Origin of the sequence: Streptomyces sp. NPDC091412 (genome assembly GCF_044756885.1) — a bacterium.
Classification (GTDB): domain Bacteria; phylum Actinomycetota; class Actinomycetes; order Streptomycetales; family Streptomycetaceae; genus Streptomyces.
Map to the genome: position 1 here is coordinate 163,706 of NZ_JBIVTV010000011.1, position 23,952 is coordinate 187,657.

General features: G+C 69.1%; 18 protein-coding genes and 2 pseudogenes. 6 read left to right on the plus strand and 14 right to left on the minus strand.

Annotation, left to right across the window (positions count from 1 at the left end):
* Window positions 1-97: 97 nt before the first annotated feature.
* Together ACIQMV_RS25220 and ACIQMV_RS25225 are read right to left on the minus strand one after the other, a co-directional pair.
* Window positions 98-895 carry a DUF1963 domain-containing protein gene (locus tag ACIQMV_RS25220; protein WP_402595739.1) on the minus strand — a complete coding sequence of 266 codons (798 nt, stop codon included), beginning with the start codon at window positions 893-895 and terminating at the stop codon, window positions 98-100.
* 237 nt (window positions 896-1,132) lie between these two features.
* The gene (locus ACIQMV_RS25225) at window positions 1,133-1,675 is read right to left on the minus strand and encodes a DUF4262 domain-containing protein (RefSeq protein ID WP_402595741.1); all 543 of its coding nucleotides are present in this window, start codon (window positions 1,673-1,675) and stop codon (window positions 1,133-1,135) included.
* Window positions 1,676-2,044: 369 nt separating this feature from the next.
* On the opposite strand from ACIQMV_RS25225, the gene ACIQMV_RS25230 reads away from it, so the two are divergent.
* Complete coding sequence (locus ACIQMV_RS25230) at window positions 2,045-3,346, plus strand: MFS transporter (protein ID WP_402595834.1); 1,302 nt, start codon at window positions 2,045-2,047, stop codon at window positions 3,344-3,346.
* Between the two features lie 256 nt (window positions 3,347-3,602).
* Here ACIQMV_RS25230 and ACIQMV_RS25235 read toward each other — a convergent pair whose 3' ends face one another.
* Both ACIQMV_RS25235 and ACIQMV_RS25240 read right to left on the minus strand, forming a co-directional pair.
* Entirely contained in the window at window positions 3,603-5,462 is a 1,860-nt protein-coding gene (locus ACIQMV_RS25235; protein WP_402595743.1) for a CocE/NonD family hydrolase, read from the minus strand.
* 460 nt (window positions 5,463-5,922) lie between these two features.
* Window positions 5,923-6,759, minus strand: a complete 837-nt coding sequence (locus ACIQMV_RS25240; protein ID WP_402595745.1) for a TIGR02452 family protein — start codon at window positions 6,757-6,759, stop codon at window positions 5,923-5,925.
* A gap of 234 nt (window positions 6,760-6,993) precedes the next feature.
* Between ACIQMV_RS25240 and ACIQMV_RS25245 the strand changes: the two are divergent.
* A pseudogene (locus tag ACIQMV_RS25245) lies at window positions 6,994-7,119 on the plus strand (IS5/IS1182 family transposase); the annotation flags it as partial.
* Between the two features lie 195 nt (window positions 7,120-7,314).
* Here the strand turns inward: ACIQMV_RS25245 and ACIQMV_RS25250 are convergent.
* A pseudogene (locus ACIQMV_RS25250) lies at window positions 7,315-7,716 on the minus strand (cysteine hydrolase family protein); the annotation flags it as partial.
* A 335-nt stretch (window positions 7,717-8,051) separates the two neighbouring features.
* Between ACIQMV_RS25250 and ACIQMV_RS25255 the strand changes: the two are divergent.
* Both ACIQMV_RS25255 and ACIQMV_RS25260 read left to right on the plus strand, forming a co-directional pair.
* Window positions 8,052-9,305 carry a cytochrome P450 gene (locus ACIQMV_RS25255; protein ID WP_402595746.1) on the plus strand — a complete coding sequence of 418 codons (1,254 nt, stop codon included), beginning with the start codon at window positions 8,052-8,054 and terminating at the stop codon, window positions 9,303-9,305.
* A 269-nt stretch (window positions 9,306-9,574) separates the two neighbouring features.
* Window positions 9,575-12,790: an alpha-L-rhamnosidase gene (locus ACIQMV_RS25260; protein WP_402595748.1), complete on the plus strand. Its 3,216-nt coding sequence runs from the start codon at window positions 9,575-9,577 to the stop codon at window positions 12,788-12,790.
* Between the two features lie 249 nt (window positions 12,791-13,039).
* On the opposite strand, the gene ACIQMV_RS25265 is transcribed toward ACIQMV_RS25260, so the two are convergent.
* Genes ACIQMV_RS25265 through ACIQMV_RS25275 form a run of 3 tightly spaced genes read right to left on the minus strand, consistent with a single transcriptional unit; the run spans window position 13,040 to window position 16,632 of the window.
* Window positions 13,040-13,825 carry a 3-oxoacyl-ACP reductase gene (locus ACIQMV_RS25265; protein ID WP_402595749.1) on the minus strand — a complete coding sequence of 262 codons (786 nt, stop codon included), beginning with the start codon at window positions 13,823-13,825 and terminating at the stop codon, window positions 13,040-13,042.
* Between the two features lie 6 nt (window positions 13,826-13,831).
* Window positions 13,832-15,259, minus strand: a complete 1,428-nt coding sequence (locus tag ACIQMV_RS25270; RefSeq protein WP_402595750.1) for an aldehyde dehydrogenase family protein — start codon at window positions 15,257-15,259, stop codon at window positions 13,832-13,834.
* A gap of 8 nt (window positions 15,260-15,267) precedes the next feature.
* Entirely contained in the window at window positions 15,268-16,632 is a 1,365-nt protein-coding gene (locus ACIQMV_RS25275) for a glutamine synthetase family protein (RefSeq protein WP_402595752.1), read from the minus strand.
* A 75-nt stretch (window positions 16,633-16,707) separates the two neighbouring features.
* On the opposite strand from ACIQMV_RS25275, the gene ACIQMV_RS25280 reads away from it, so the two are divergent.
* Window positions 16,708-17,451 carry a FadR/GntR family transcriptional regulator gene (locus ACIQMV_RS25280; RefSeq protein WP_402595754.1) on the plus strand — a complete coding sequence of 248 codons (744 nt, stop codon included), beginning with the start codon at window positions 16,708-16,710 and terminating at the stop codon, window positions 17,449-17,451.
* Between the two features lie 135 nt (window positions 17,452-17,586).
* Window positions 17,587-18,288: a gamma-glutamyl-gamma-aminobutyrate hydrolase family protein gene (locus ACIQMV_RS25285; RefSeq protein WP_402595755.1), complete on the plus strand. Its 702-nt coding sequence runs from the start codon at window positions 17,587-17,589 to the stop codon at window positions 18,286-18,288.
* Window positions 18,289-18,434: 146 nt separating this feature from the next.
* On the opposite strand, the gene ACIQMV_RS25290 is transcribed toward ACIQMV_RS25285, so the two are convergent.
* The 6 genes from ACIQMV_RS25290 to ACIQMV_RS25315 all read right to left on the minus strand — a co-directional run bounded on the left by ACIQMV_RS25290 (window position 18,435) and on the right by ACIQMV_RS25315 (window position 23,935).
* Window positions 18,435-19,127 (minus strand): FadR/GntR family transcriptional regulator, encoded by a 693-nt coding sequence (locus tag ACIQMV_RS25290; protein ID WP_253266519.1) that lies wholly within the window; start codon window positions 19,125-19,127, stop codon window positions 18,435-18,437.
* Between the two features lie 98 nt (window positions 19,128-19,225).
* Entirely contained in the window at window positions 19,226-20,467 is a 1,242-nt protein-coding gene (locus tag ACIQMV_RS25295; RefSeq protein WP_141367645.1) for an amidohydrolase family protein, read from the minus strand.
* Entirely contained in the window at window positions 20,468-21,172 is a 705-nt protein-coding gene (locus tag ACIQMV_RS25300) for an ABC transporter ATP-binding protein (protein WP_402595758.1), read from the minus strand.
* Window positions 21,156-21,902 carry an ABC transporter ATP-binding protein gene (locus tag ACIQMV_RS25305; RefSeq protein WP_402595759.1) on the minus strand — a complete coding sequence of 249 codons (747 nt, stop codon included), beginning with the start codon at window positions 21,900-21,902 and terminating at the stop codon, window positions 21,156-21,158. The genes ACIQMV_RS25300 and ACIQMV_RS25305 overlap by 17 nt, the downstream gene beginning before the upstream one ends.
* The gene (locus ACIQMV_RS25310; protein WP_402595761.1) at window positions 21,899-23,020 is read right to left on the minus strand and encodes a branched-chain amino acid ABC transporter permease; all 1,122 of its coding nucleotides are present in this window, start codon (window positions 23,018-23,020) and stop codon (window positions 21,899-21,901) included. The genes ACIQMV_RS25305 and ACIQMV_RS25310 overlap by 4 nt, the downstream gene beginning before the upstream one ends.
* 9 nt (window positions 23,021-23,029) lie before the next feature.
* The gene (locus ACIQMV_RS25315) at window positions 23,030-23,935 is read right to left on the minus strand and encodes a branched-chain amino acid ABC transporter permease (protein WP_402595763.1); all 906 of its coding nucleotides are present in this window, start codon (window positions 23,933-23,935) and stop codon (window positions 23,030-23,032) included.
* Window positions 23,936-23,952: the final 17 nt, after the last annotated feature.

Below are 23,952 nucleotides of genomic sequence, written 5' to 3' on the forward strand. Positions count from 1 at the left end.
GAGCCGCCCCCGTGCCGGACCGTGCGAAGAACCAGGGGAACACGAGGCATTGGGACGACGGTGATGCGGCTCCGGCAACGATCTTCCGCTGTGCGGATCAACAGCAGAGGACCTGTGCCACTGCCTTGCTGAAGTCGCCGGTCGCGAGTGCCTCGATCGGGATCGTGAAGTACAACGTTCCGGCGTCCCCCCACCCCCATCCAAGTTCGGTGTCCTCGGCAAGCTGGAGCAGATGGACTGCGGGGCCGTCGGCGCCGCGGGACGACACCTTGATGGTGTACGAGGTGTCCGGCCAGCCAAAGGCGCAGTGACTGCCGGCGGTGTTCCCGTCGAGATCTCCCATCTCGCCGAGAATGAGCGATGCCGCTCCCCAGTGCTGGTCCCTGTCGAACTCCACCTCCTCGTCCTCGACGTCCCAGCAGTCCGGGAGCATGGTCACCTCAGCCGCGTGGACGGGCATCGCCGGGTAGCTTCTCGCTGGTTCGGGCGCCGTCGTCTCGACTGCCCGTGCCGGGTCGGCGGGAATGACGCGGCATACCTCAGATTCGAACATGTCCAGTTCGCAGTACTCTTCGTACGGCAGGTCTGGATCGAGGTAGAAGAAGTTGAGCAGGCCAGGCCGTATGGGCAGTTCATTGCCGAGCCATGCAGCGAGGGCATCGGTGTCCAGTACGGCGTGCAGGGACAGCGGCACCCCACCCTGTTCGGGCCAGCGGGTCGCCGGTTCGAGGAGAGCAGGCCCACCGAGTCGGCATTGACCAGTGGCCTGGGTACTTCCCGTTGAGCGGACCAGCCGAAAGCCGCGGCGGGCCATGGCAGCAAACTGCCGGCCAGCCTTCTCACCGAGCCGTTCTGTGCATACGCGGCTCAAGCCGACAGGGTCGTCAAACTGCATGCCAGGATCTTCTCAACCTCCGTTCGGGCTCGGCCACCTTGAGTCCGAGACACGCCACTTGCCCGCCGACGGAGCCTGACACCAACGACTGGCATCAACGGCGCCGGACACGGGTGTACACGAGCACTCCCGTCTGGCCGCGGTAATGCCAGGCCTCCCCGCCAGGGGCAGCCTCGGATCGAACTCCTGAAGCGGGGCTCATCACCAGGCCATGTCGCCCAGGACCGAGGGTCGGCCTCAGTCGAGATCGGCCCACGGTCCGCTGGTTTCCTCCTTTGAGATCCACAGAAGAGGCTGGCTCGCGCGGCAGTAGTCTTCCACCTGGTCGTCCCAGGGGAAGCGGCCTTCCTTGTCCGGCCAGAACAGTTGCATGACCGGAAGCGGAGGAGCCTGGTAGTAGTCGATCCCGGCACCGAAGAAGTCCTGGTACCAGCTCGGGTGGACCGGCCGGACGGTCACCGCGTAGCCGTTCAGGACGTCGTCACGCACCTGGTCGGCTTCCAGTGGGTGACCGTTACGGATCTCTCCGCCGGCAACGTTGAGGATGGGCATCATCGTCTCGACCCGCAGGCCGAAGATGCAGACCTCAGGGCTGCGCAGGGTGTGCCACAAGCCGATCGAGTAGGCCCAGTCCGCCGGCGCATCGCCCCCGGCGCCGACACCCATCACGTGCCAGCCGAACTCGGAAACGCTTGCGGCTATGCGGCCATCACGTTCCTCCCAGGCCGGGCCGTCCGGAGGAGGGGCGCACAGGAGGCAGAAGCAGGAGGAGTCGTCCACCCGAGCAGGTTACGACCCCTGCGATCACGGCTGACGCCGGGCCCGTCCCCCACCACCGTGCCTTGCCCACTCCGTCTCTGAACCGTAGCTGACCTGCACGAACACGCCCCACCGGACCAGACGGGGCGTCACTTCTGCCCAGGGCTCTCACTGCCAAACACAACGTGATACAGATCACATCACCCTGCCTTTTTTGCGCACCCCCGCGCTTGATACAAATTGCCTCGCGTTCCTGTCCGTCGACGGTCGCCCATCCCCCCTTCTTTCTCCACCCTCCCCCTGTCGCTTTCGCATGCCCTGGGAACGCCCGTGTCCTCCCCCGCGCCCGCGCTCTCGCGCGGTTCCTCCTGGCCCCTCGTCGCCCTTTTCATGGCGGGATACCTCGCGCCCTATTTGCTGCCCACCGTCGTCGGCCGCCTCGGTGACCGGCTGGGCCTCGGGCCCGCGCAGGCAGGGCTCGTCGGCAGTGCGCTGCTGCTGAGTTCGGCCACGGCGGGCTTCACGCTCGCGGCGCGCGTCGAGCGGTTCGGGCCACGGCGTCTGGCCCGCTCCGGGCTGCTGCTCGCGGCGTTCGGCTACGGCTGTGCGGCCCTGTCGGACAGTGTGCCGGTGGTGGTCGCCGGGGCAATTGCGGGCGGCTTCGGCTCGGGCACGGCGACGACGGTCGCCGCGTCGGGCATCGCGGCCCAGCGCGACCCACACCGCACCTCGACCTTCGGGCTGCTGAGCGTCTCCGGGCTCGCCGGCACCGTGTATCTGACGATCCCCCACCTCGGGTCCGGACACGGACTGCCGTTCGCTGCGATCGCGCTGACCGCGCTGCTGGTGTGGCCCGCGACGGGCCGACTCGCCGGTGCCGTGGCGCCCGGTCACACGGCGGCGCCGCGTGGCCCGCTCCCCTACCGCCGCGCGGGACTCGTCCTCGCCGGCTCGATGCTGTTCTGGTCCATGGCGCAGAACTCGCTGTGGGGTGTGAGCGGCCGCATCGGCCTGGATCAGGCAGGGCTGAGTGAGGTCACCGTCGGCGCGGTCTTCGCCACGGCCCTGGGCGCCGGGCTGCTCGGCGTCATCGGCGCGAGCGCGCTCGGCGCGCGGCTCGGGCGGGCACTGCCGATCGGAGCGGGCACCGCACTGATCGCCTGCTGCATCGCGGTCAGTGCCTCGGCGGACGACCTGCCGTCGTTCGCGACCGGCGAGATCGCCTGGAACACCGTCTACCCGATCGTCCTCTCCTACCTCATCGGACTGGCGGCCTCACTCGACCCGCGCGGCCGCTGGGCGGTGCTGGCCGGATCCGCGTCCTCCCTGGGCACCGCGTGCGGCCCGCTCGTCGGAAGCCTGCTGTCCGCGAGCGCCGGCTACCCGGCGATGGGCCTGGTGCTGGGCGCCGGGCTGCTCCTGCTTGCGCTGCCCTTGACGGCGGTCGCCCTGCACGCCGGCGGCCGGCCGCTCGTCTCCGGTGCGGTCCGGCGCCGGGGCGGCGCCCCGGCCGCGGTGGTCGCGGCCACGACAGGCACCGCGTCCGGCACGGTGCCCCAGGTGGGTGCCCCGGAACAGCCGGTCGTCGAGATCGAGGTGCCGGTCGCCGGACCGGCGCCGGACCGGCAGGCGTTCGGCACCGCGGGCCCTCGCGGACTCGCCCCCGTGGAGGCGGGCCCGGGCACCCGCTGAGGAGCGGGAGCGCTACTCCGCCCCGGCCGTCTCGAAGACGTGGCCTCGACCTCGGCGAGACGACGCGCACGACGCGCCTCGTCGTCGTCAAGGAAGGGCGCCTCGAAGGAGTCGCGGGCCAGGGCGCGCAGCCGAGCCGCTGTCATGCGAGAGAGCGGGCTCCCTCCGAAGCGTTCGCCCCAGGACTGGGCCGCCGGCCGACCGAGTCGACACGCTGCCCGGCACCCGCACAGTCGGGTGCCGGGCAGCCGCTGGGTCATCCGTTCTTCGAGGTGCCCAATGGGAAGGTGGGGGTGCCGACGTTGTTCAGCGTGGTGGTGTTCGCCCTCACATACGTGTCCAGGTACGGCGAGCGGTCACCCTGGGTCGGCGAGTCGAACCGCGGGTCCTGCACCTGAAGGGCGAGCCGCGCGTCGGAGACCGTGATCGTCTCACCCGAGGGAACGCTCCGCCAGCCGTTTGAGGTGATGGTTCCGATCTGGACCCCCAGCCGGTGTCCTTGCTCGAAGGTCCAGTCCGTCGCCTTCAGGGCGAAAAAGGTTGATCCGCTGCTTTCCAGCAGTGCGACGTTCTCGTTGAACATCGTCGCCGTGCCGTCCGGCGCGACGTCCCACAGCCGGGCCCAGACGTTGCCCTGACCCCTGGTCTTCAGCGTGATCTGCGGGCTGCCCGTGATCCGCACCTGCTCAGCGGCGGGCGTGGACCAGGTCCAGTAACTGTTGGCGGGTGCGTCGGCGCTGAGCGCACTCGTCTGCTCAGTCGTCAGCGAGCCGGCCTGAGTCGCGTCCTCGATGTCCGCACCCTGAGACTCCGGCGCCGTCATCGACAGGGCGGCCTTCTGCGCCTTGCCGCCGTCGTCGACGTACCGCCCGGGCGCCAGCCGCACCTTGTACGAGTCGTTGGTCACCGGCCAGGTCGGCTGGGCGCGCCAGTGGCCGAGGCTGTCCTCGAGGGAGAACGCCGGGTCGGTCACCGACGGTTCGATGCCGCGCAGGTACTGGTCGTAGAACCGCATCACCTCGTCGAACCAGCCCGCCCGTCCCATCTTGAGCTGGCCCTTGGCATTGGTCTCGTTACCGCGAACGTGTTCCCATTGGCCGAGCCAACCGCGTTGCGGACCCTGGTGGTTGGCCAGGTACTTCTGCATCTCCTCGGGCTTGGTGTTGTCCTCGATGAAGCCCGACGTGACGAACAGCGGCGTCTGGGATCCGGCGGCGCGGGAGGCGAAATCGCGGGCCCGCCAGAACGGCGACTTCGGGTCGGGGTTCTGGGTGTTGGTGAGGTTGTCAGTCTCGCACTCGGGGTGGTTCTTCTCGTACCCCGCGTTCGCCTTGTAGTGGTCGCTGTCGTCGGCCAGCGGCGCCATCGTCGCGATCGAGTAGTAACTCCGCGGGGTGCTGGTCACGTTGGACCGCGGCACCCCGTTGCTGTACAGGTAGTTGTACCTGTTCCACGTCGGTTCTTGGGAGACGATCGCCCGCAGCGGCTTGAGCTTGAGGGTATTGGCCGCCAACCCGGTGTTGGCGTCGTACGACTTGCCGTACATGCCGACCTTGCCGGTCGACCACGGCCGGCTCGCTGCCCACTCGACGGCCGCCTTGATGTCGGCCTGCTCCCCCGGGCCGAGAAAGTCCAGACACCCGGTGCTGCCACCGAAGCCGCGCAGGTCCACCATCACGAAGGTGTATCCACGCTCCATGAGCCGCGCGCCGTCGATGAAATCCTGAAAGCGCGCCGATGGCCCGACCCGGTCCCACCCCGCGGGAGCACTCTCCCCCGCGTGGGAGAAGTACGGGCCCACCGACAGGATCACCGGCGTCTTCGCGTCCGCCGGCAGGCCCGCCGGCCGCAGCACGTCGGCGTGCAGTTCGACCCCGCTGCCGTCCGAGGAAGGGAAGTAGTGCTGCGTCCAGAGAGAGCCCTCCGGGACGCGGTCGTTCTCCTCATGCGTGACGGGGTCGGTCGCGGTCGCCACCTCCGACCGGTCCTGCCCCGCGGTGGAGGACCCGGATGTGGTGTCGGGTGCCGCGGTGGCGGGTCCGGCGAGTGTGCCGGTCATTGCGAGGGTGGTGATGGCTGCTGAGGCGGCCCAGGCGGCCGCACGACGTCTTCTCACTTGCTGCTCCCGGAGTCGTCGGTACGGGGCGGTGCAGGTGGTGCTGTCGAGCAGCGGCCCCGGACCCGCCGTCGACGGGTCGACAAGGGGCGGCCGCGCGCAGACGGACGGAATCCGGATTCCGGGTGCGCGCCGGAGCCGACGGCGAGGGAGCCTATGATCATCATTGACACGCGTCAACAGGGCGGTGTGAGCGACGTGTTGCTGGTGTGGCCGCAGATGCCCCGACCGGGGCAGCTCACGGCGGCTCACGGGAGCGCGTAATGCGCTGGAGTCCGGGCGTGCCAGAGGGCAGGGTCGTGAGGGCAGGGTCGTCGCATGTGGTCGGTGTCCCAATGGCGTTCGGCCGTCGGGCGTGCCCTCCCCCGCAGCACGGCCGGCGCCTGCCCGGCACGGCACTCGTAGCAGCGGACGCGGGACCGGCCTGTGCGGCCGCGGGCACAGCGCCCGCGGCGGCCGGCTATCCGCCGAACCGGGCGGCGAAGGCGGCCCGGTTCGGCGACTGCGGCGTGCGGTCCCACACCGCGAAGACGACCTTCGCGAACACGTCCCGGTACGCGCCCGTGTCGGCCGCCAGGTGCGCGTGGAAGGCGTCGGCGACCTGTTCCGGGTCGTTGCGGAACACGCCGCATCCCCACGCACCCAGCACCAACTCGCTCACCCCGTGGTGGGCGGCGACCGCGAGTACCAGCCCGGCGCGCTCGCTCAGCGCCCGGGCGATCCCCTCGCCCGCGCCCGGGTCGCGCCGCAGTACCTGCCCGGCGTTGGGTGCCGGGCAGGTCAAGAACGACACGGGGTAGGGCTCGGTCAGCAACTCACCGCGATCGCCCCGGTGCACCGGGACCGCGGGCGACCAGATCACGCGGTGGCTGTAGAGCAGGTCCGTGGACGCGCGGTGTGCCTCGTAGTAGTCGGGAGCCTCAAGCAGGCACGGATACAGCAGAGAGGTGCGGCACAGATCCTCCTCCTGCGCACGTGCGCCGCCGAGGTAACCGCCGCCGGGGTTGCGGGCGGAGGCGAAGTTGAGGACCGCGATGTGTCCGGACCCGGCCAGATGCAGTCGGCGTGCCGCCTGCAGGCTGCTCTCCGCTGTGACCGTGAAGGCGGTACGGTGCGTCAGCGGAAACCGCTCGGCGGCGAGCTGCCGCAAGGCGGCGGGGGTGTAGCTGACGGTCCCCGAACGGGCCGCGGCGAGCGTCTCACGCACCTCGACCCTGCGACCGTCCTCCAGCCGGTAGGAACCTTCTTCGGCGATGCGGGCGTTGCGCGCCGCGATCTCACGGAGTCTGCTGCTCACAGCCACGGACGGTAGTGGACACACGAGGCGTCCGTCGACCGCGTTTCCACACGCGGCCGCCTGGGACGCGAACCCACTCCTGCTGGCCTCGACGGCCTGCACCGGATGTCCAGCGTGCCCGTATGTCCAGCGTGTCCGTCGCGCATGCCGTCCGGAGGGGCGAAGGGCTGCGGGTCGTCGTCTCGCGCCGTGCCCGGATCGCGCGGAGACGTGCCGCGCACGCGCACTCGGCACCGCTTGCGAGACCGGACCGAAGCCGGGGTCTGGTCGCGCACGCGCGAGACCCTACTCGCCGAACTACGCGGGGCGGGCCTGCTGGAGGTGGACGACTGCGCGTATGACGGCTTCCACGTCCGGGCGGCCGTCGCCTGCCGCAGCGAAGTCCACTTCGGACATGGGCAGTACACGAATACTCCGCCCGGGAAAGTCGATGTGCCGGTAGATCTCGTTGTGGTGCGCGATCGACTGCTTCGGCGAGACGTACTCGCCCGCACCGGTCCGGTCGGACGTGGTGTGCCCGTCGGCGACCAGTACCAGGTCGTACCCGTGACTCAGCGCCTGCCGCGCCGTGGTGTCCACGCAGATCTCGGTCGCGAACCCGGTGACGACGACCTCGGTCACACCCAACGCTTTCAGCGTCTTGTCGAGATCGGTGTCCAGGAAGCCGTCCGCACTGGTCTTGTGGACGACCGCCTCGTCGGCGGCGGGCGCGAGTTCGGACACGATGCGCCAGCCCTCGCTCCCGGCCTCCATCTCGGGGCCTTGGTGCTGGACCGTCACGATCGGTACGCCCGCGGCTCTGGCGCGTTCGCGGAGCCCGGCGATGGCGGCGACGGTCTCGGCGGCCCGGTACGCGATGGCCACCAGGACGTTCTGCATGTCGATGACGAGGAGCGCGGAGGCGTGGGGCATGGGCCCACGGTAGCGCTCCCTTCTATGGGTGTGATCCCGGCACATGGCCCGGCGTCGGCCAGCCGATCCACGGCACCGGTGCGGTTGGCCGGCGGTGACGGTGAACCAGTCGCGCACCACTGCCGTCGTACAAGTCAGCGGTTAAGGGTCAGGACAGTGACCCCATTCCGGCCCGGGCCACTAGCGGGGCGAGACCCATTCCGGCGGGCCCGCCGCCCACCACACAGCACGTGGTCCACCCCATCAGGCCCTTTCAGCGCGCATCACGGAGTCGCCATACTGGGACATATGCACTGAAGGTCTGCTGAATCCGCCGCGCAGTCCGCGGCGAACCCAGACGTTCCGTGAAGCAGCACTTCGACGTACTTCGGGAGACGACGATGAGCGAGCAGCCGCTCCTGCTTCCCTATGCCGATCCGGCCTTCGCGGCAAACCCGTTCCCGTTCTACCGACAGCTGTGCGAGGAGGGCCCGGTGCGGCGCGCGGTCATCGTCGGCGGCCTGGAGGCCTGGCTGGTCACGCGCTACGAGGACGGCCTCGCCGCGCTGCGCGACCCACGCCTGAGCAGCGACGTCCGCGACGCTTCGGACCCCCGGCTTCTGCGACAGCTGCCCGCGACGGAGCGTGAGTCCATGCTGAGCACCATGCTCCGGGCGGACCCGCCCGACCACGCCCGCCTGCGTCGCCTGGTCTCGAAGGCGTTCACCGCGCGCCGGGTGGCCGAGCTGCGGCCCCGTGTCCAGACCATCACCGACGGGCTGCTCGACGCGATCGTGCGGGCCGGCTGCGCGGATCTCGTCGCCGACCTCGCGCTGCCGCTACCGGTCGCCGTGATCAGCGAGCTGCTCGGGGTGCCCACGATGGACCGGTACGACTTCCAGCGGTGGACCGACGACATGATCCTCCGGGGTCCCGAGCTGCCCGACCCGGCCGTGGTCGACGGCGCCTGGCAGCACATGCGCGCGTACCTGATCAAGCTTCTGGAAGCCAAGCGAGCCAACGCCGGAGACGACCTGCTCAGCGCTTTGATCATCGCTCGGGACGAGGAGAAGCGGCTGGACGAGGACGAGCTGATCGCCATGGCGTTCCTGCTGCTGGTGGCCGGATACATCACCACGGTCAATCTGATCAGCGGCGGCATCGCCGCGCTGCTCGCCCATCCCGACCAGCTTCAGCTGCTGCGGCACGATCCGGCGCTGCTGCCGGACGCGATCGAGGAGTTCCTGCGCTATGACGGACCGGTAAATCCCGGCATCGCCCGCTTCGCGCGGGAGGACGTCGAGATCGCGGGCGTGAGGATCCCGCGCGGCGCCACCGTGCTGGTGGCCTCCGCCATCGCCGACCGGGATCCGGCGCGGTTCCCGGAACCCGATCGTCTGGACATCACCCGTCGGGACAACGCCCACCTCGCGTTCGGGCACGGAATCCACTACTGCCTGGGCGCCCCGCTGGCCCGGTTGGAGGGTCAGGTCGCCATCGGGAGTGCCCTGCGCCGCCTCCCCGGTCTCGCCTTGGCCGTACCGCCGGGCGAGCTGCGGTGGAGTTCAGGCGGTCTGCGCGGCCCCGAACGCCTGCCCGTCACGTTCACGCCCGGTTTCACGCCCGACGGCACGGGCCCGGCCGCTCCGGCGTAATCCGGACCAGGGTTGCCTGCCCGGCCGAGCAAAAGTTCGAGGTCTGGCGTGAGCTGATCGCCGGCCGCGCCCTGCGCGTGAACTCGTGATTGAAACCGTTCAATCACCTCGCGTCCACGTCACGTGCCGGCCTCGTTCGGTGTGGCAGCGGAACTTAGGACGCTTGCGAAAGTACCTGCACACCGATTGACCTTCACCTCGCCCGCCCTTACGTTACCCACGCTCAACGCCATTGAATCGATTCATCCATTCCTGGACGAGGAGTCGTAGTGATCAGTAGGAGGAGTGTTCTGGCGGGAGCGGCCGCCACAGTCGCGGCGGCGACCTTGGACTCGGTACCGGCGGCGGCCGTGCCAGTGTCCGAACCTGCCCAGGCGCATGCGCACGCAGGGCACGACGGCCTGCGCGTCACGGCGCCGACCGTGGAGTACGTCCAGCACCCCCTCGGTCTCGATGCGCAACGCCCCCGGCTGAGCTGGCCGTTGACCGCCGACAAGCCCGGTATGCGTCAGAGCGCCTATCAGATCCGGGTCGCCACCAGCGCAACGGGCCTGCCCCGTCCGGACGTCTGGGACAGCGGGAAGGTCGCGTCCGGCGAGTCCGTCCTCGTACCGTACGGGGGTCCTGGGCTCGAACCCCGGACACGCTACTTCTGGTCCGTACGCGTATGGGACGCCGAGGGCCGGGCCTCCGGCTGGAGCGAGCCCTCGTGGTGGGAGACCGGCCTCATGGATGCCGGGGAGTGGACGGCCGACTGGATTTCGGCTCCGGCGAGCCTCACGGACGTGCCGTCCCTGGAGGGCAGTTCCTGGATCTGGTTCCCCGAGGGTGATCCGGCGAGCAGTGTTCCGGCGGTCACCCGTTGGTTCCGCGGCACCGCGGAGCTGCCCGACGGGATCACCGCGGCGACGCTCGTCATCAGCGCGGACAACGTGTACGCCGTCTCCGTGAACGGAGTCGAGGTGGCCCGTACCGACCTGGAGACCGACAACGACGGCTGGCGCCGCCCGGCCGTGATCGACGTACTGGATCGGGTGCGCACCGGCGACAACGTTATCGCCGTCTCCGCCACCAACGCGTCCCCGGGCCCGGCGGGAGTCATCGCCGTTCTCACGGTCCATACCGTTTCCGGCGAGCAGAGGACGGTCACCGACGCGTCCTGGAAGGCCACGGACCAGGAGCCTCCAGCCGACTGGCGCGGGCTCGGATTCGACGACGGCGACTGGCCGGCGGCAAGGGTGGCGGCCCCGTGGGGCGGTGGGCCCTGGGGAAGGGTCGTCCCGGTGACGTACGCCGTCACCCAGGTACGCCACGAGTTCCGGCTCCGGAGCCGGAAGGTGTCCCGCGCGCGGCTGTACGCCACGGCGCTCGGCCTCTACGAGGCTCACCTCAACGGCAGCCGTGTGGGCCGTGACCATCTCGCCCCCGGCTGGACCGACTACCGCACCCGCCTCCACTACCAGACGTACGACGTCACCACGCTCCTGCGGCCCGGCGCCAACGCCATCGGGGTGTATCTCGCACCCGGATGGTACGCGGGCGACGTCGGCATGTTCGGTCCTCACCAGTACGGCGAACACCCTTCGCTGCTGTCGCAGTTGGAGGTGGAGTACGCGGACGGGACGAGTGAGCGCATCACATCGGGCCCCGACTGGCGGGCCGCCTCCGGGGCGATCGTCGCCGCCGACCTCCATGGTGGCGAGACGTACGACGCGCGCAAGGAGACCCCCGGTTGGACCTCGCCCGGCTTCGACGACGGGAGCTGGTTCAGTGTGCGCGACGCCGGCGACATCGGCCCCGGCCTGATCGCCGCGCAGGAGGCCGGTCCGGTACGCGTGGCCGAGGAACTGACACCGAAGAAGGTGACCGAACCCAAGCCCGGTGTCTTCGTGTTCGACCTGGGCCAGAACATGGTCGGCTCGGTACGCCTGCGGGTGTCGGGCGCCGCGGGAAGCACCGTCCGGCTCAGGCACGCCGAGGTACTCAACCCCGATGGCACCGTCTACACGGCGAACCTGCGGAGTGCGTCGGCGACCGACACGTACACCCTCAAGGGCCACGGGGAGGAGAGCTACGAGCCCCGCTTCACCGTCCACGGTTTTCGCTATGTCGAGGTGACCGGATTCCCCGGCACTCCCTCGCCGAGGGCCGTCACCGGGCGTGTCATGCATACGTCAGCACCGTTCACACTCGACTTCGAGACCGACGTACCGATGCTCAACCAACTGCACCACAACATCACATGGGGGCTGCGCGGCAACTTCCTCTCCGTGCCGACGGACACGCCCGCGCGGGACGAGCGCCTGGGATGGACGGGAGACATCAACGTCTTCGCGCCCACCGCCGCCTACACGATGGAGTCGGCCCGCTTCCTCTCCAAGTGGCTCGTCGACCTCCGGGACGCCCAGACCGCGGAGGGCGCGTTCACGAACGTGGCACCGGATGTCGGCGGACTCGGCGGCGGCACCGCCGGCTGGGGCGACGCGGGCGTCACCGTCCCCTGGTCCCTCTACCAGGCATACGGCGACCGCCAGGTCCTGGCCGACGCCTGGCCGTCCGTCCAGGCCTGGCTGAGGTACCTGGAGAAGCACAGCGACCGGCTCCTGCGCCCGGCTGAGGGATACGGCGACTGGCTGAACGTCGACGACGAGACCTCCAAGGACGTCATCGCCACGGCGTACTTCGCGCACAGCGCCGACCTCGCGGCTCGGATGGCCACGGAGCTCGGCAAGGACCCTGCCTCGTACCTCGATCTCTTCGGACGAGTACGCGAGGCGTTCCGGAACGCCTACGTCACCTCCGGCGGCAGGGTCAAGGGCGACACACAGACGGCTTATGTCCTCGCACTGTCGATGGACCTGATGCCGGACGGGTTGCGGAAGGCCGCGGCCGACCGGCTCGTCGCCCTGATCGAGGCCAGGGACTGGCACCTCTCGACAGGTTTCCTCGGCACGCCCCGGCTGCTGCCCGTCCTGACCGACACGGGGCACACCGACGTCGCGTATCGCCTGTTGCAGCAGCGCTCGTTCCCCAGTTGGGGTTACCAGATCGACAGGGGCTCCACGACGATGTGGGAACGCTGGGACTCCATACGGCCCGACGGCGGTTTTCAGGACCCGGGCATGAATTCCTTCAACCACTACGCCTACGGCTCGGTGGGAGAGTGGATGTACGCGAACATCGCCGGCATCTCGGCGGGCCGGCCCGGCTACCGCGAGATCGTCATCCGCCCCCGTCCGGGCGAAGCCGTCACCTCCTCCCGCGCCACGTTCACCTCGGTCTACGGGCCCGTCTCCACACGATGGCGGCAGCAGGCCGGCCGCTTCACCCTGACCTGCACGGTGCCGCCCAACACGACCGCCGAAGTGTGGATCCCCGCGTCCGCTCCGGAGGCGGTCACTCACACGCACGGTACGTTCCTGCGCCAGAAGGACGGCTGCACGGTCTATCAGGTCGGCTCCGGCACGCACCACTTCACCGTCTGACCGTCTCACAGACCCACAGGCGAACACGCGTGCCCGCCTCGCGATGTCGGCAGGTCGTCCGATGAGACAGTCAGTGCTGCCTCATCGGACGACACCCGCCGACCTCGCCTGCTGCGCAGGACGGTGCCGTCGTCACCCCGGGCACGCCGCACTCCCGTGAAGGTGAGCCGCTCCAGCGGGATCCGCATGCTGGACGGCTCCGAACTTTCCGGCCTGGACTCTCTACGAGATGACGTTCAGTGAAGGGGACTACAGCGGCGTGACGTAGGCGCCCGAGATCCCGCCGTCCACGAGGAAGTCGGTGGCGTTGACGAAGGACGAGTCGTCGCTCGCGAGGAACGCGACCGCGGCCGCGATCTCGTCGGCCTCCGCGAACCGCCCGACCGGGATGTGCACGAGGCGTCGCGCCGCCCGCTCCGGGTCCTTCGCGAACAGCTCCTGGAGAAGCGGGGTGTTGACGGGCCCCGGGCAGAGCGCGTTCACGCGGATCCCCTCGCGGGCGAACTGCACGCCCAGCTCGCGCGACATGGCGAGCACGCCGCCCTTGGACGCGGTGTAGGAGATCTGCGAGGTGGCGGCGCCCATGACGGCCACGAACGACGCGGTGTTGATGATGGAACCGCGGCCCTGACGCTGCATATAGGGGATGGCGGCCTTGCAGCACAGGTACACCGAGGTCAGGTTGACCTCTTGGACCCGCCTCCAGGCGTCCAGGCCGGTCTCCAGGATCGAGTCGTCGTCCGGCGGTGAGATGCCCGCGTTGTTGAAGGCGATGTCGACGGAGCCGTAGGTGTCGAACGCTGTCTTGAACAGCGCCTCGACCTGCTCGGCGTCGGTCACGTCCACCTTCACGAAGGTGCCCCCGACCTCGTCGGCGGCTGCCTTGCCCGCGGTGTCGTCGATGTCGCCGCAGACGACGTTCGCGCCCTCGGAGGCGAGGCGGCGCGCGGTGGCGAGGCCGATGCCGCTGCCCGCACCGGTGATGACGGCGGTACGGCCGACGAGGCGGCGGCAGACGTTGCTGGTGTCGGTCATGAGTGCTCAGCCCTCCGTGCTGTTCGTGCTGGTGGAAACGCTGCTGATGAAGACGTTCTTGGTCTCGGTGAAAGCGGCGAGTGCATCCGGGCCGAGTTCGCGGCCCAGCCCCGACTGCTTGTAGCCGCCGAACGGGGTCCAGTAGCGAACGCTGGAGTGGGAGTTGACGGAGAGGTTCCCGGCCGCGACGGCGCCGGACACGCGCAGCGCACGGCCCACGTCCCGTGTCCAGATCGATCCGGACAGGCCGTACTCGGTCGCGTTGGCGAGCCGTACCGCGTCGGCCTCGTCCTCGAAGGGCAGGACGACGGCGACCGGGCCGAAGACCTCTTCGGCGGCGATGGGCGCTGCCGGGTCGACGTCGGTGACGAGGGTCGGCGGGAACCAGAAGCCGGGCCCTTCGGGCGCGCTGCCTCGGATCGCCTTCAGGTCGTCGCTGACATACGACCGTACGCGCTCCAGCTGGACCTTCGAGATCAGCGGGCCCATCTGGGTGCGCTCGTCGCTCGGGTCGCCGACAACGACGGACTCGATGGCGGGCGTGAGCAGGTCCAGGAAGCGGTCGTAGACCGAGCGCTGGACGAGGATGCGGGTGCGGGCACAGCAGTCCTGCCCCGCGTTGTCGAGGAACGACATGGGCGCGGCGGCGGCCGCGGCCTCGATATCGGCGTCGGCGAAGACGATGTTGGGACTCTTGCCGCCGAGTTCGAGGGTCACACGCTTCACGCGAGCGGCGCACTTGGCCATGATCGCCTTGCCCACGCGGGTGGATCCGGTGAACACGATCTTGGCGACGCCGGGGTGCTCGACGAGTGCGTTGCCCGCCACGTCGCCCGCGCCGGGCAGCACCTGGAAGAGGTGTTCCGGAAGGCCTGCCTCCAGGGCGAGTTCGGCGAGCCGGCGGGCGGTCAGCGGGGTCGTCTCCGCGGGTTTGAGGAGGACGGCGTTGCCGGCCGCGAGTGCGGGTGCGGTCCCCCACGCGGCGATCGGCATCGGGAAGTTCCACGGCGCGATGACACCGACGACCCCGAGGGGTTCGAGGATCGTGATGTCGAGTCCGCCGGGGACGGGGATCTGGCGCCCGGACAGGCGTTCCACTCCCCCGGCGGCGAAGTCGAGCAGATCGCGGGCGTTGCCCGCCTCCCAGCGCGCGTTGCCGATGACATGCCCGGCCTCGCGCACCTCCAACTGCGCGAGTTCTTCGAGGTGTTCATCGACGGTGGCGGCGAAGCGGCGCAGCAGCCTGGCCCGGTCGGCTGGCGCGAGGGCGGCCCAGCGGGTCTGGGCCACAGCCGCGCGGGCGACGGCCGCGTCGACGTCCTCGGGAGTGGCGGCCGGGACGGTCGCGATGACTTCTTCCGTCGCCGGGTTCAGTACCTGGTGCTCGTGCACGTACGTGTCCCTGTCCTCGTGGTCCTCGTGCTCGTACGACAAGAAGGGCCTCACATGCGTTCGAAGGAGCGGCGGAGTTCCCAGTCGGTGACCGCGGCGTCGAAGGCGTCGAGTTCGACGCGGGCCATGTTGCGGTAGTGCGCGACCACTTCGTCACCGAAGGCGGCCTTGGCGATCGGGCTGTTCTCCCAGAGTTCGGCGGCCTCGCGCAGGGTGCTGGGGACGTGTTCGTAGCGGGCGGTGTAGGCGTTGCCCGGACATTTGTCGGGCAGCTCCAGCCGCTGCTCGATACCGTGGAGACCTGCGGCGATCAGGCCGGCGACCGCGAGATGCGGGTTGACGTCTCCGCCGGGCAGCCGGTTCTCGAAGCGCAGCGACCGGCCATGGCCGACGACGCGCAGCGCGCAGGTGCGGTTGTCGTATCCCCAGGCGACGGCGGTCGGCGCGAAGGAGCCGGGCTGGAAGCGCTTGTAGGAGTTGATGTTGGGGGCGTAGAGGAGGGAGAAGTCCCGCAGCGCGGCCAGTTGCCCGGCGAGGAAGTGCCGCATCACGGGGGACATTCCGCCGGGTCCGTCCCCGGCCATGAGGCTGTTGCCGTCCGCGTCGGCGAGAGACAGGTGGATGTGGCAGGAGTTCCCCTCGCGCTCGTTGTACTTCGCCATGAAGGTGAGGGCGTAGCCCTCCTGTGCGGCGATCTCCTTGGCCCCGGTCTTGTAGACGGCGTGCTGGTCGCAGGTGACCAGGGCATCGTCGTAGCGGAACACGATCTCGTGCTGGCCGGGATTGCACTCGCCCTTCGCGGATTCGACGGTCAGGCCCGCCGCGCTCATCTCGTTGCAGATGCGGCGCAGCAGCGGCTCGATGCGGCCGGTGCCGAGGACCGAGTAGTCGACGTTGTACTGATTGACCGGGGTGAGGCCCTGGTAACCGGCGTCCCAGGCCTGTTCGTACGAGTCCTTGAAGACGATGAACTCGAGCTCCGTGCCGACGTTGGCCGTGTAGCCGAGGTCGGCGAGCCGTTCGAGCTGGCGGCGCAGGATCTGGCGGGGCGCGGCCACGACCGGTGATCCGTCCTCCCAGGCGAGGTCGGCCATCAGCATCGCGGTGGCTCGGTTCCAGGGCACCCGGCGCAGGGTGGCGAGGTCGGGGAGCATCGCGAAGTCGCCGTAGCCGCGGTCCCAGGAGGACATCTCGTAGCCCTCGACGGTGTTCATCTCCGCGTCGACGGCGAGGAGGTAGTTGCAGCACTCCGTGCCGTGCCGGAGCACTTCGTCGAGGAAGAAGCGTGCGGCGAACCGCTTGCCCTGGAGCCGCCCTTGCATATCGGGGAAGGCGAGGACAACAGTATCAATCTCGCCGCTCGCGACGAGGGCGCGAAGCTCCTCGACGCTGAGCGGGGGTGTGCGGTCTGCCACGGGAAAGCCTCCTTCGGTCAGCCGAGACCTATAAGGTATTGCCGAGAACCATTGCTTGGGAAGGGGTGCGGTCAGATGTCGCAGACGGACGCGGGCGAGGGTGCCTTCACGGACGACCCGCTGACTCCGGTGCTGCGGCCGGTGCGGGCGGGGAACGGTTTCGAGGAAGCTCTTGAGCAGATACTCCAGGTCGTACGGCTGGGCCTGGTGCCCGGCGGCGAGCGGCTGCCGTCGGAACGGGAGCTGGCGGACCGGCTCGGCATCAGCCGGGTGACGCTGCGCGAGGTGCTGAAGGTCCTCCAGGACCAGGGTCTGGTGGAGTCGCGGCGCGGCCGCTACGGCGGAACGTTCGTCCTGCCGAAGGCGGCCGCCCCCGGCGAGGACGAGCTGCGCCGCCGCATCGAGGAGGTCGACGTCGAGGACGTCCTGCGGTTCCGGGAGGTGCTGGAAGTGGGCGCGGCCGGGCTGTGCGCGGCGCACGGGCTCACCGACGAGCAGGCGGAGCGGCTGCGGGACGCGCTCGCCCGCACGCACGACGCGCCGCTCACCGAGTACCGCCGGCTCGACACGCTGCTGCACCTCACACTCGCCGAGCTGTCCGGATCGCCGACGCTCACCGCGCAGTACGCGGCCGTACGCGCGATCGTGAACGACCTGCTGGACTGCATACCGCTGCTGGTGCGGAACCTGGAGCACTCGCAGCGCCAGCACATCGCCCTGGTCGAGGCCGTGCTGGACGGGGACGTCGACGGCGCCCGGGAGATGATGCGCGAGCACTGCGCGGGCACGGCCGCGTTGCTGCGCGGCTTCCTGACGTGAGCGGACGGTTCACGGCGACGTCACGCACGGGGCTTGATTTCCCGCCACCGTCGGCACAAAGGTATGAATCCGTTCCATGGAGCGCTTTGTGGCGCTCGCGGCGGCGCAAGCCGCGTGGGAACGCGACTGAGGACCATGAAGGAGCACACAGTGGGCAAGCCGCTCATCGGCGTCAGCACCTATCTGGAGTCCCGGGCGTCCTGGGGGGTCTGGGAGCTGCCCGCGGCTCTGCTGCCCGCCGTCTACCCGCGGCTGGTGCAGGCCGCGGGCGGGCTGGCGGCCATGCTGCCGCCGGACGATCCGTCCCACGCAGCGTCGGTGGTCGCCCGCCTCGACGGGCTGGTCGTCGCGGGCGGCCCGGACGTCGAGCCGGAGCACTACGGCGCCGAGCGCGAGCCGCGCACCGGGCCGCCCGCGCGGGAGCGTGACGCCTGGGAACTCGCCCTGATCCGGGCGGCGTTGGACTCGGGCACGCCTCTGCTCGGCATCTGCCGCGGCATGCAGCTGCTGAACGTCGCGCTCGGCGGCACCCTCGTCCAGCACATCGACGGCCACACCGAGGACGTCGGCGTCTTCGGCTCCCACCCGGTGACCCCGGTGGCGGGCACGCGGTACGCGGCCGTGGTGCCGGAGAAGACGTGCGTCCCGACGTACCACCACCAGGCGGTGGACCGCCTGGGCGAGGGCCTGCGTACCTCGGCCCGTGCGACGGACGGCACGGTGGAGGCGGTGGAACTGCCCGGCGACCGTTTCGTGCTGGGCGTGCAGTGGCACCCGGAGATGGGCGAGGACGTACGGGTGATGGCCGCGCTGGTGCGCGCGGCGTCGGAGGGCTGAGTCCGGGCGCCGGGCCCCCACGCGTCAACGCGAGCAGGTCGCGCGCCGAAGCCCATGGGCCGGTGTGCCCCGCTGACGGCCGCGGCCTTCATCGCCCTGGTCGACGACAGCTCGATGAACTCTCCGGTGGAACAGTGGTGCCGGGTTCAGCTGTCCTGATTCCCTCTCCCGTGCTCGCTCCCGGTCTCGACCTCCCAAATGCTGGCATCGACGAGGCCGAACGCGGTGTCAACGGCCTTGTCGACCTCTCGATCGCGGATCGCTCTGAACAGTTCCTTGTGCAGCGCCTCGCCGCCCGCGGCTTCCTCAGTCTCAAGGCATGAGCCTCGACGCATGGCTTCGGCCAACGTGCCGACCAGGCTGCCGTACAGGTCCGAAAGGACCGGGTTGTGTGTTGCCACGGCCACTTTCAGATGAAAGGCGACATCAGCGGCGACGAACGCCTCGACATCGCGCGTGGCGAAGGCTTCCACGCGCGCCTCGAGGTCGGCCGTCATACCGCGCAGATCGCGCTCGGTACGGTTGAGCGCCGCGAGCCGCGCGGCAGCGACATCGAGCGCGTACCGAACCTGCAGAACATGCTCCTGCCTGGCCTTCTCCAACCGCCGGCGCAGCGCCACGTCGGTCACGTCCGTGGCAACGACGAAGGTCCCGTCTCCTTGGCGGGTGGCCAGGAGGCCGGCATGCACCAGTGACTGCACACCTGCGCGAACGGACACACGGCTCACGCCCAGCAGGTTGACCAGCTCCGACTCCGGCGGGATCCGGTCGCCGACCTTCCAGCGACCCGCCTTGATCTCCGCATGGAGTTCGTTGACCACAATGTCGACGAGTGACATCCGCGAAGCCCTCTGCATGGTCAACCTTTCCTCTGCGTGAGACGTCCGTTGAATTCACGTGTGCGCCAGGCTAGCCAACTGTTGCTTGCCACTTGGACTCAGCTTCGGACCATCCTGGCGGTGGTCTCCCGGTGGGCGACCACTCGGCCCCTCTTGAGGGTGGTGCGCGTACCGGGGGCACCTCGCATGACGTCGCTGAGGTTGTCCGCACTGAACATCACGAGATCCGCGTCATTGCCCGGAGCGATGCCGTAGCCGCCGAGGCCGAGGTAGGCCGCCGCTCGGTCGGTCACCATGGCGAAGCCGTCGAGCACTTCTTGGTCGGTGCGCAGACCAGCGGCCAGGCACGTGATCCGGCTCGTCTCCACGGGGTCGAGGTTCCCGAAGCGGAACCACATGTCGTGCAGGTTGTCGGTTCCGGCGGCCACATTCACGCCGGCGGCCAGCAGTTCCTTGGGACGCGAGCTTCCTCGACCGCGCGGTGTGACGTCTCCCCCGACGAGCTGAAGGTTGCCGATCGGGCAAATACAGATCTGAATGCCCGCCCGGGCGACCTGCTCGATGACACGGTGGGCGAGGTCGTCCGGGTACGCCGCGAGCGCACAGCAGTGCACGGCGTTCACTCGGCCCTGCCAGCCATGGGCGAGGGTTCGCTCCGCGATCAGTTCCAGCGCGCGCCTGCTGGGGTCCTCGTCCATGTCGGCGTGCAGGTCGAGGTCGACGTCGAACTCCGCCGCGAGCTCGAACAACTGGTCCAGGTGTGCACGGTGGAGGGCCGGGTCGCCCTCGTTGTCGGGACCGCCTCCCAGGACGTCCGCTCCCATGGTGAGCGCCTCGCGCAGCAGGTCAAGGGCACCAGGGTCGCGGACGACTCCTTCTTGGGGGAAGGCGACGATCTGGAGGTCGACCACGTCGTGGAGTTCCGCCTTGACCTTGAGGATGCCCTGGAGGCCCGCCAGTCCGATGGCGGAGTCGACGTCCACCTGTGCTCGAATCGCTCCGACCCCGCTCGTGACGGCGGCCTCGATGCCCCGCCTGGCCCGATCGGTGACGTCGTCGACCGTGAAGGCTGCCTTGATACGTGCGCCGACGGCCAGGGAGTCAACTGGGGAACCCTGTCCCATGGGTCCCACCCGGGGGAACGTCAGGGCCTTGTCCGGATGGAAGTGCGCGTCGACGAAGGACGGCGTCACCAAACCGCCCTGAGCGTCGAGTGCATCGGTGGCACTGCCCCCTTCCCCGGCCGGCGTGATGCGACGGATGCGGCCTGCCTCGATTTCGATGTCGTGCTGACCCGGCTCGTTGACGAAACGGGCGTTCTTCACCACGACGGAGTTCATTCAGCCTCCCAGGTAAAGCGAGATCAGGTCGGTCCGGCTCAGGATCGCGTCACGGCTGCCCTGGTCGGCGATCCTGCCGAGCCTGAGCACGTAGGTGAAGTCGGCGAGTTCGATGGCTCGCGTCGCGTTCTGTTCCACGAGCAGCACGGTCACGCCTCGGTCACGAAGCCCGTCGATGACGTCGAAGACCAGGTCGACCACTTGGGGAGCGAGACCGAGCGACGGCTCGTCGAGGAGCAGTACGCGGGGGTTGGACAGCAGGGCCCGCGCGATGGCGAGTTGCTGCTGCTCGCCTCCGGAGAGCTTCCCCGCCGAGGACTTGAGGTATTTCCGGAGCACCGGGAACTGCTCCAGCACCTCCTCGGTGGCTTCCCTGGCGCTGCCACGGTCGCCGCGTCCCAATGTGCCCAGATGGAGGTTCTCCTCGACCGTGAGGCTCGCGAAGATCTCGCGGCCCTCGGGAACCAGTGCGATCCCTCTGCGTACGACGGTCTCGGGCGGCAGCCGCGACAGCTGTACTCCGTCGAGTTCAACGCTGCCGCTCTCCGCCTTCACCAGACCGGAAATCGCCGCCAATGTCGATGACTTGCCGGCGCCATTGACTCCGACGAGGGCGATGACCTTGCCCTCGGGAACCTCGAGCGACACGCGGTCGACGGCGGTGACCGCGCCGTATCGGACCGTCAGGTCATTCACCCTGAGCATGTGGCACCTCCACGGGACGTCCGAAGTACGCACGCTGCACCTCGGGGTTGAGCTTGATCTCTTCGGGCGTGCCCACAGCAAGGGTCCTGCCGAAGTCGAGCACGTGGATTCGCTGACTGACGGACATGACGACATGCATGTCGTGCTCGATCAGAAGGAGCCCGACTCCGAATTGCGCGGGCATCATCCTGAGGAGCTCGACGAGGTCCGCACTCTCACTGTCGTTGAGGCCGGCGGCCGGTTCGTCGAGGAGGACGAACCGCGGTCGTGTCGCAAGGGCCCGGGCGATGCCGAGCCGCCGTGCCGCGCCGTACGGCAGGGCGCGGGCCTCCGTGCGCGCCCAGTTCGTCAGGTGAGCGGACTCGAGGAGAGAGGTGGCCAGGCGCAGTCCGTCGGCCGTCCTCCGTCCGGTCCCGAGGGCCCCGAGCAGGATGTTGTCCAGAACGGACAGTTCGGGAAAGAGCCGCACGTTCTGGAAGGTCCGGACCAGGCCTTCCCTGGCGCGGCGTGCGGGCCGACGGCGTGTGAGGTCGGTGCTGTTGAGCCAGACCCGCCCCGTGGAGGGGTTCTGGTAGCCGGAGAGCACGTTGACCAATGTGGTCTTCCCGGCCCCGTTGGGCCCGATCAGACCCAGGATTTCGCCCTGGGCGAGCTCGAGGTCGACGTCCTGGAGCGCCTTGACTCCGGCGAAGTGCACGCTGACCGCTTCCGTGCGAACCGTGGCGTTCATGCCTTTGCCTCCGCGTCGCTGTTGCTCCTGGTCTCGTCGGCATGCCGGCTCGCTGCGTCGTCGCGGCGCCGGACAAGGCCTCGGACCGGACGCCACAGGGAACTCGTACCCATGTGCAGGATCTCCCGTCCTTCGGTCAGGCCTCGGGGCCTCAACAGGAGCACCAGGAGAAGGACCACGGCGGTGCCGAGTTGCTGCAGCCCCTCGAACCGCGGGATCGCCACCCCTCCGACTTCGACGCCTCGTTCGACCATGCGAAGCAACTCGCGCAGCGCGGAGACGAAGATCGCTCCGAGGACTGCGCCCGACAGGGATGTCACGCCACCGACGACGAGCATGGCCAGCATGATCAGCGTGATCGAGAGGTAGAACGCGTCCGGGTTGAACGACCCCAGGTACATGGCCATCAGCGAGCCGGAGATCCCGGTGAGGAAGGCGCTCAGGGTGAAGGCACCCAGCCTTTCCCAGAGCACGTCGATGCCGATCGACCTGGCGGCGACCTCGTCCTCTCTGGAAGCCCTCAACCGCAGGCACAACCGGGTCTGGGCGAAAGCCCAGGCCACCAGGATGGAGAACAGGACCCAGGGCAGGACGGTGAGCGAGTTGGTTGTCTGTGGGACGCCGAAGACACCGCTGACGCCACCGGTGACCTTGCGAGTGTTCGACGCGATGACGTACACGATCGAGAGCAGGGCGAAGGTGGACAGACCCGCTGCGAGGCCGTTGAGTCGCATCAGCACCAGACCCACGGTGAACGCGACGACGGCCGCCGCGAGTCCTCCCAGCAGGACGGCCAGAAACGGTGTCGTCTGAGGGCCCGGCAGGTCGGGAAGCATCGCCTGTTTGGTGGCCGCCGGAACCCTGACGGCCGCCGTCACATACCCACCGATGGCGAGGAACGCGGCGTGCCCGAACGAGGCCACGCCGGAATTCCCGATGAAGACGTGCAGACCGACAACGGCGATCAGGCTCACCATACCGAGCGCGACTGCTCGATTGAGTGAGTCGTTGCCAAGGGCGACCGAGCCGTAGACGGCGATGGTCACGATGGCGCACAGTGCCACCAGTGTCGTGAGTGGGACAAGTGGCTGCCGCTTGATACTGGTCGGATTGGGCATCTGCGCTCCTTAGACTCGCTGCTCCGTCGCGACTGCCCGCAACAGTCCGTTCGGCCGTGCGACCAGCACGAGAAGCAGGGCACCGAACACGAATGCGTCACGGTAGGAACGGGGGCCCACCGGCAGGAGGGCCTGGAAGGCGACCGTCAGGCCGGCCAGGAGGTACGAACCGAGCACGGCCCCGCTCAACCGCCCGAGACCACCGATGATGTTCGCGACGAAGGCCGCGAACACGGGTGTCACGCCCATGACCGGCGAAGTCAGACCGGTGCGGGTGACCATCATGACCGCGCCGAACGCGGCCAGCAGACCACTGATCGCGAACGCAGTGGCGATGACCCGGTTGGCGGGAACACCCAGGCAGCGGGCCATCCGAAAGTTCTCGGCCGACGCGCGCATCTGGATCCCCAGCGACGACCGGGTCAGGAACAGCGTCAGAGCCGCGAGGCTGAGGAAGGTGACCATGATCGTGGCGGCGTCGAGCTTGCCGATGGAGACCCCGAAGACATTGAACGAGGAACCGAGAGCGGGGAGTAGCAGAGTGCCCTGGGGCAGCGCCCCGAACATGACGATGAACAGGTTCTGCAAGAAGAAGCTCACCGCGAACGACGTGATCAGCAACGTGTCGTCCTTGGCACCTCGGACGGGCCGGAACGCCAGCCGCTCCATCAGGACGGCCGCGATCAACGCAGCCACACAGGCCGCGGCCAGCCGGAGAGGCAGAGGCCAGCCGTCGAGCAGCAGCAGGGTGAAGCCGGCGATCATGATGAGTTCGCCGTGCGCGAAATTGATGAGCCGGGCGATGCCGAAGACAACGGCGATACCCAACGAGTACAGGGCGTAGAGGCTGCCGAGGCTCAATGTGTCCACAACGTACTGGAGTATCTGGGTCACAACTTCTCCGTCCTTCCGCATGGGCCGAGTTGGCGCCC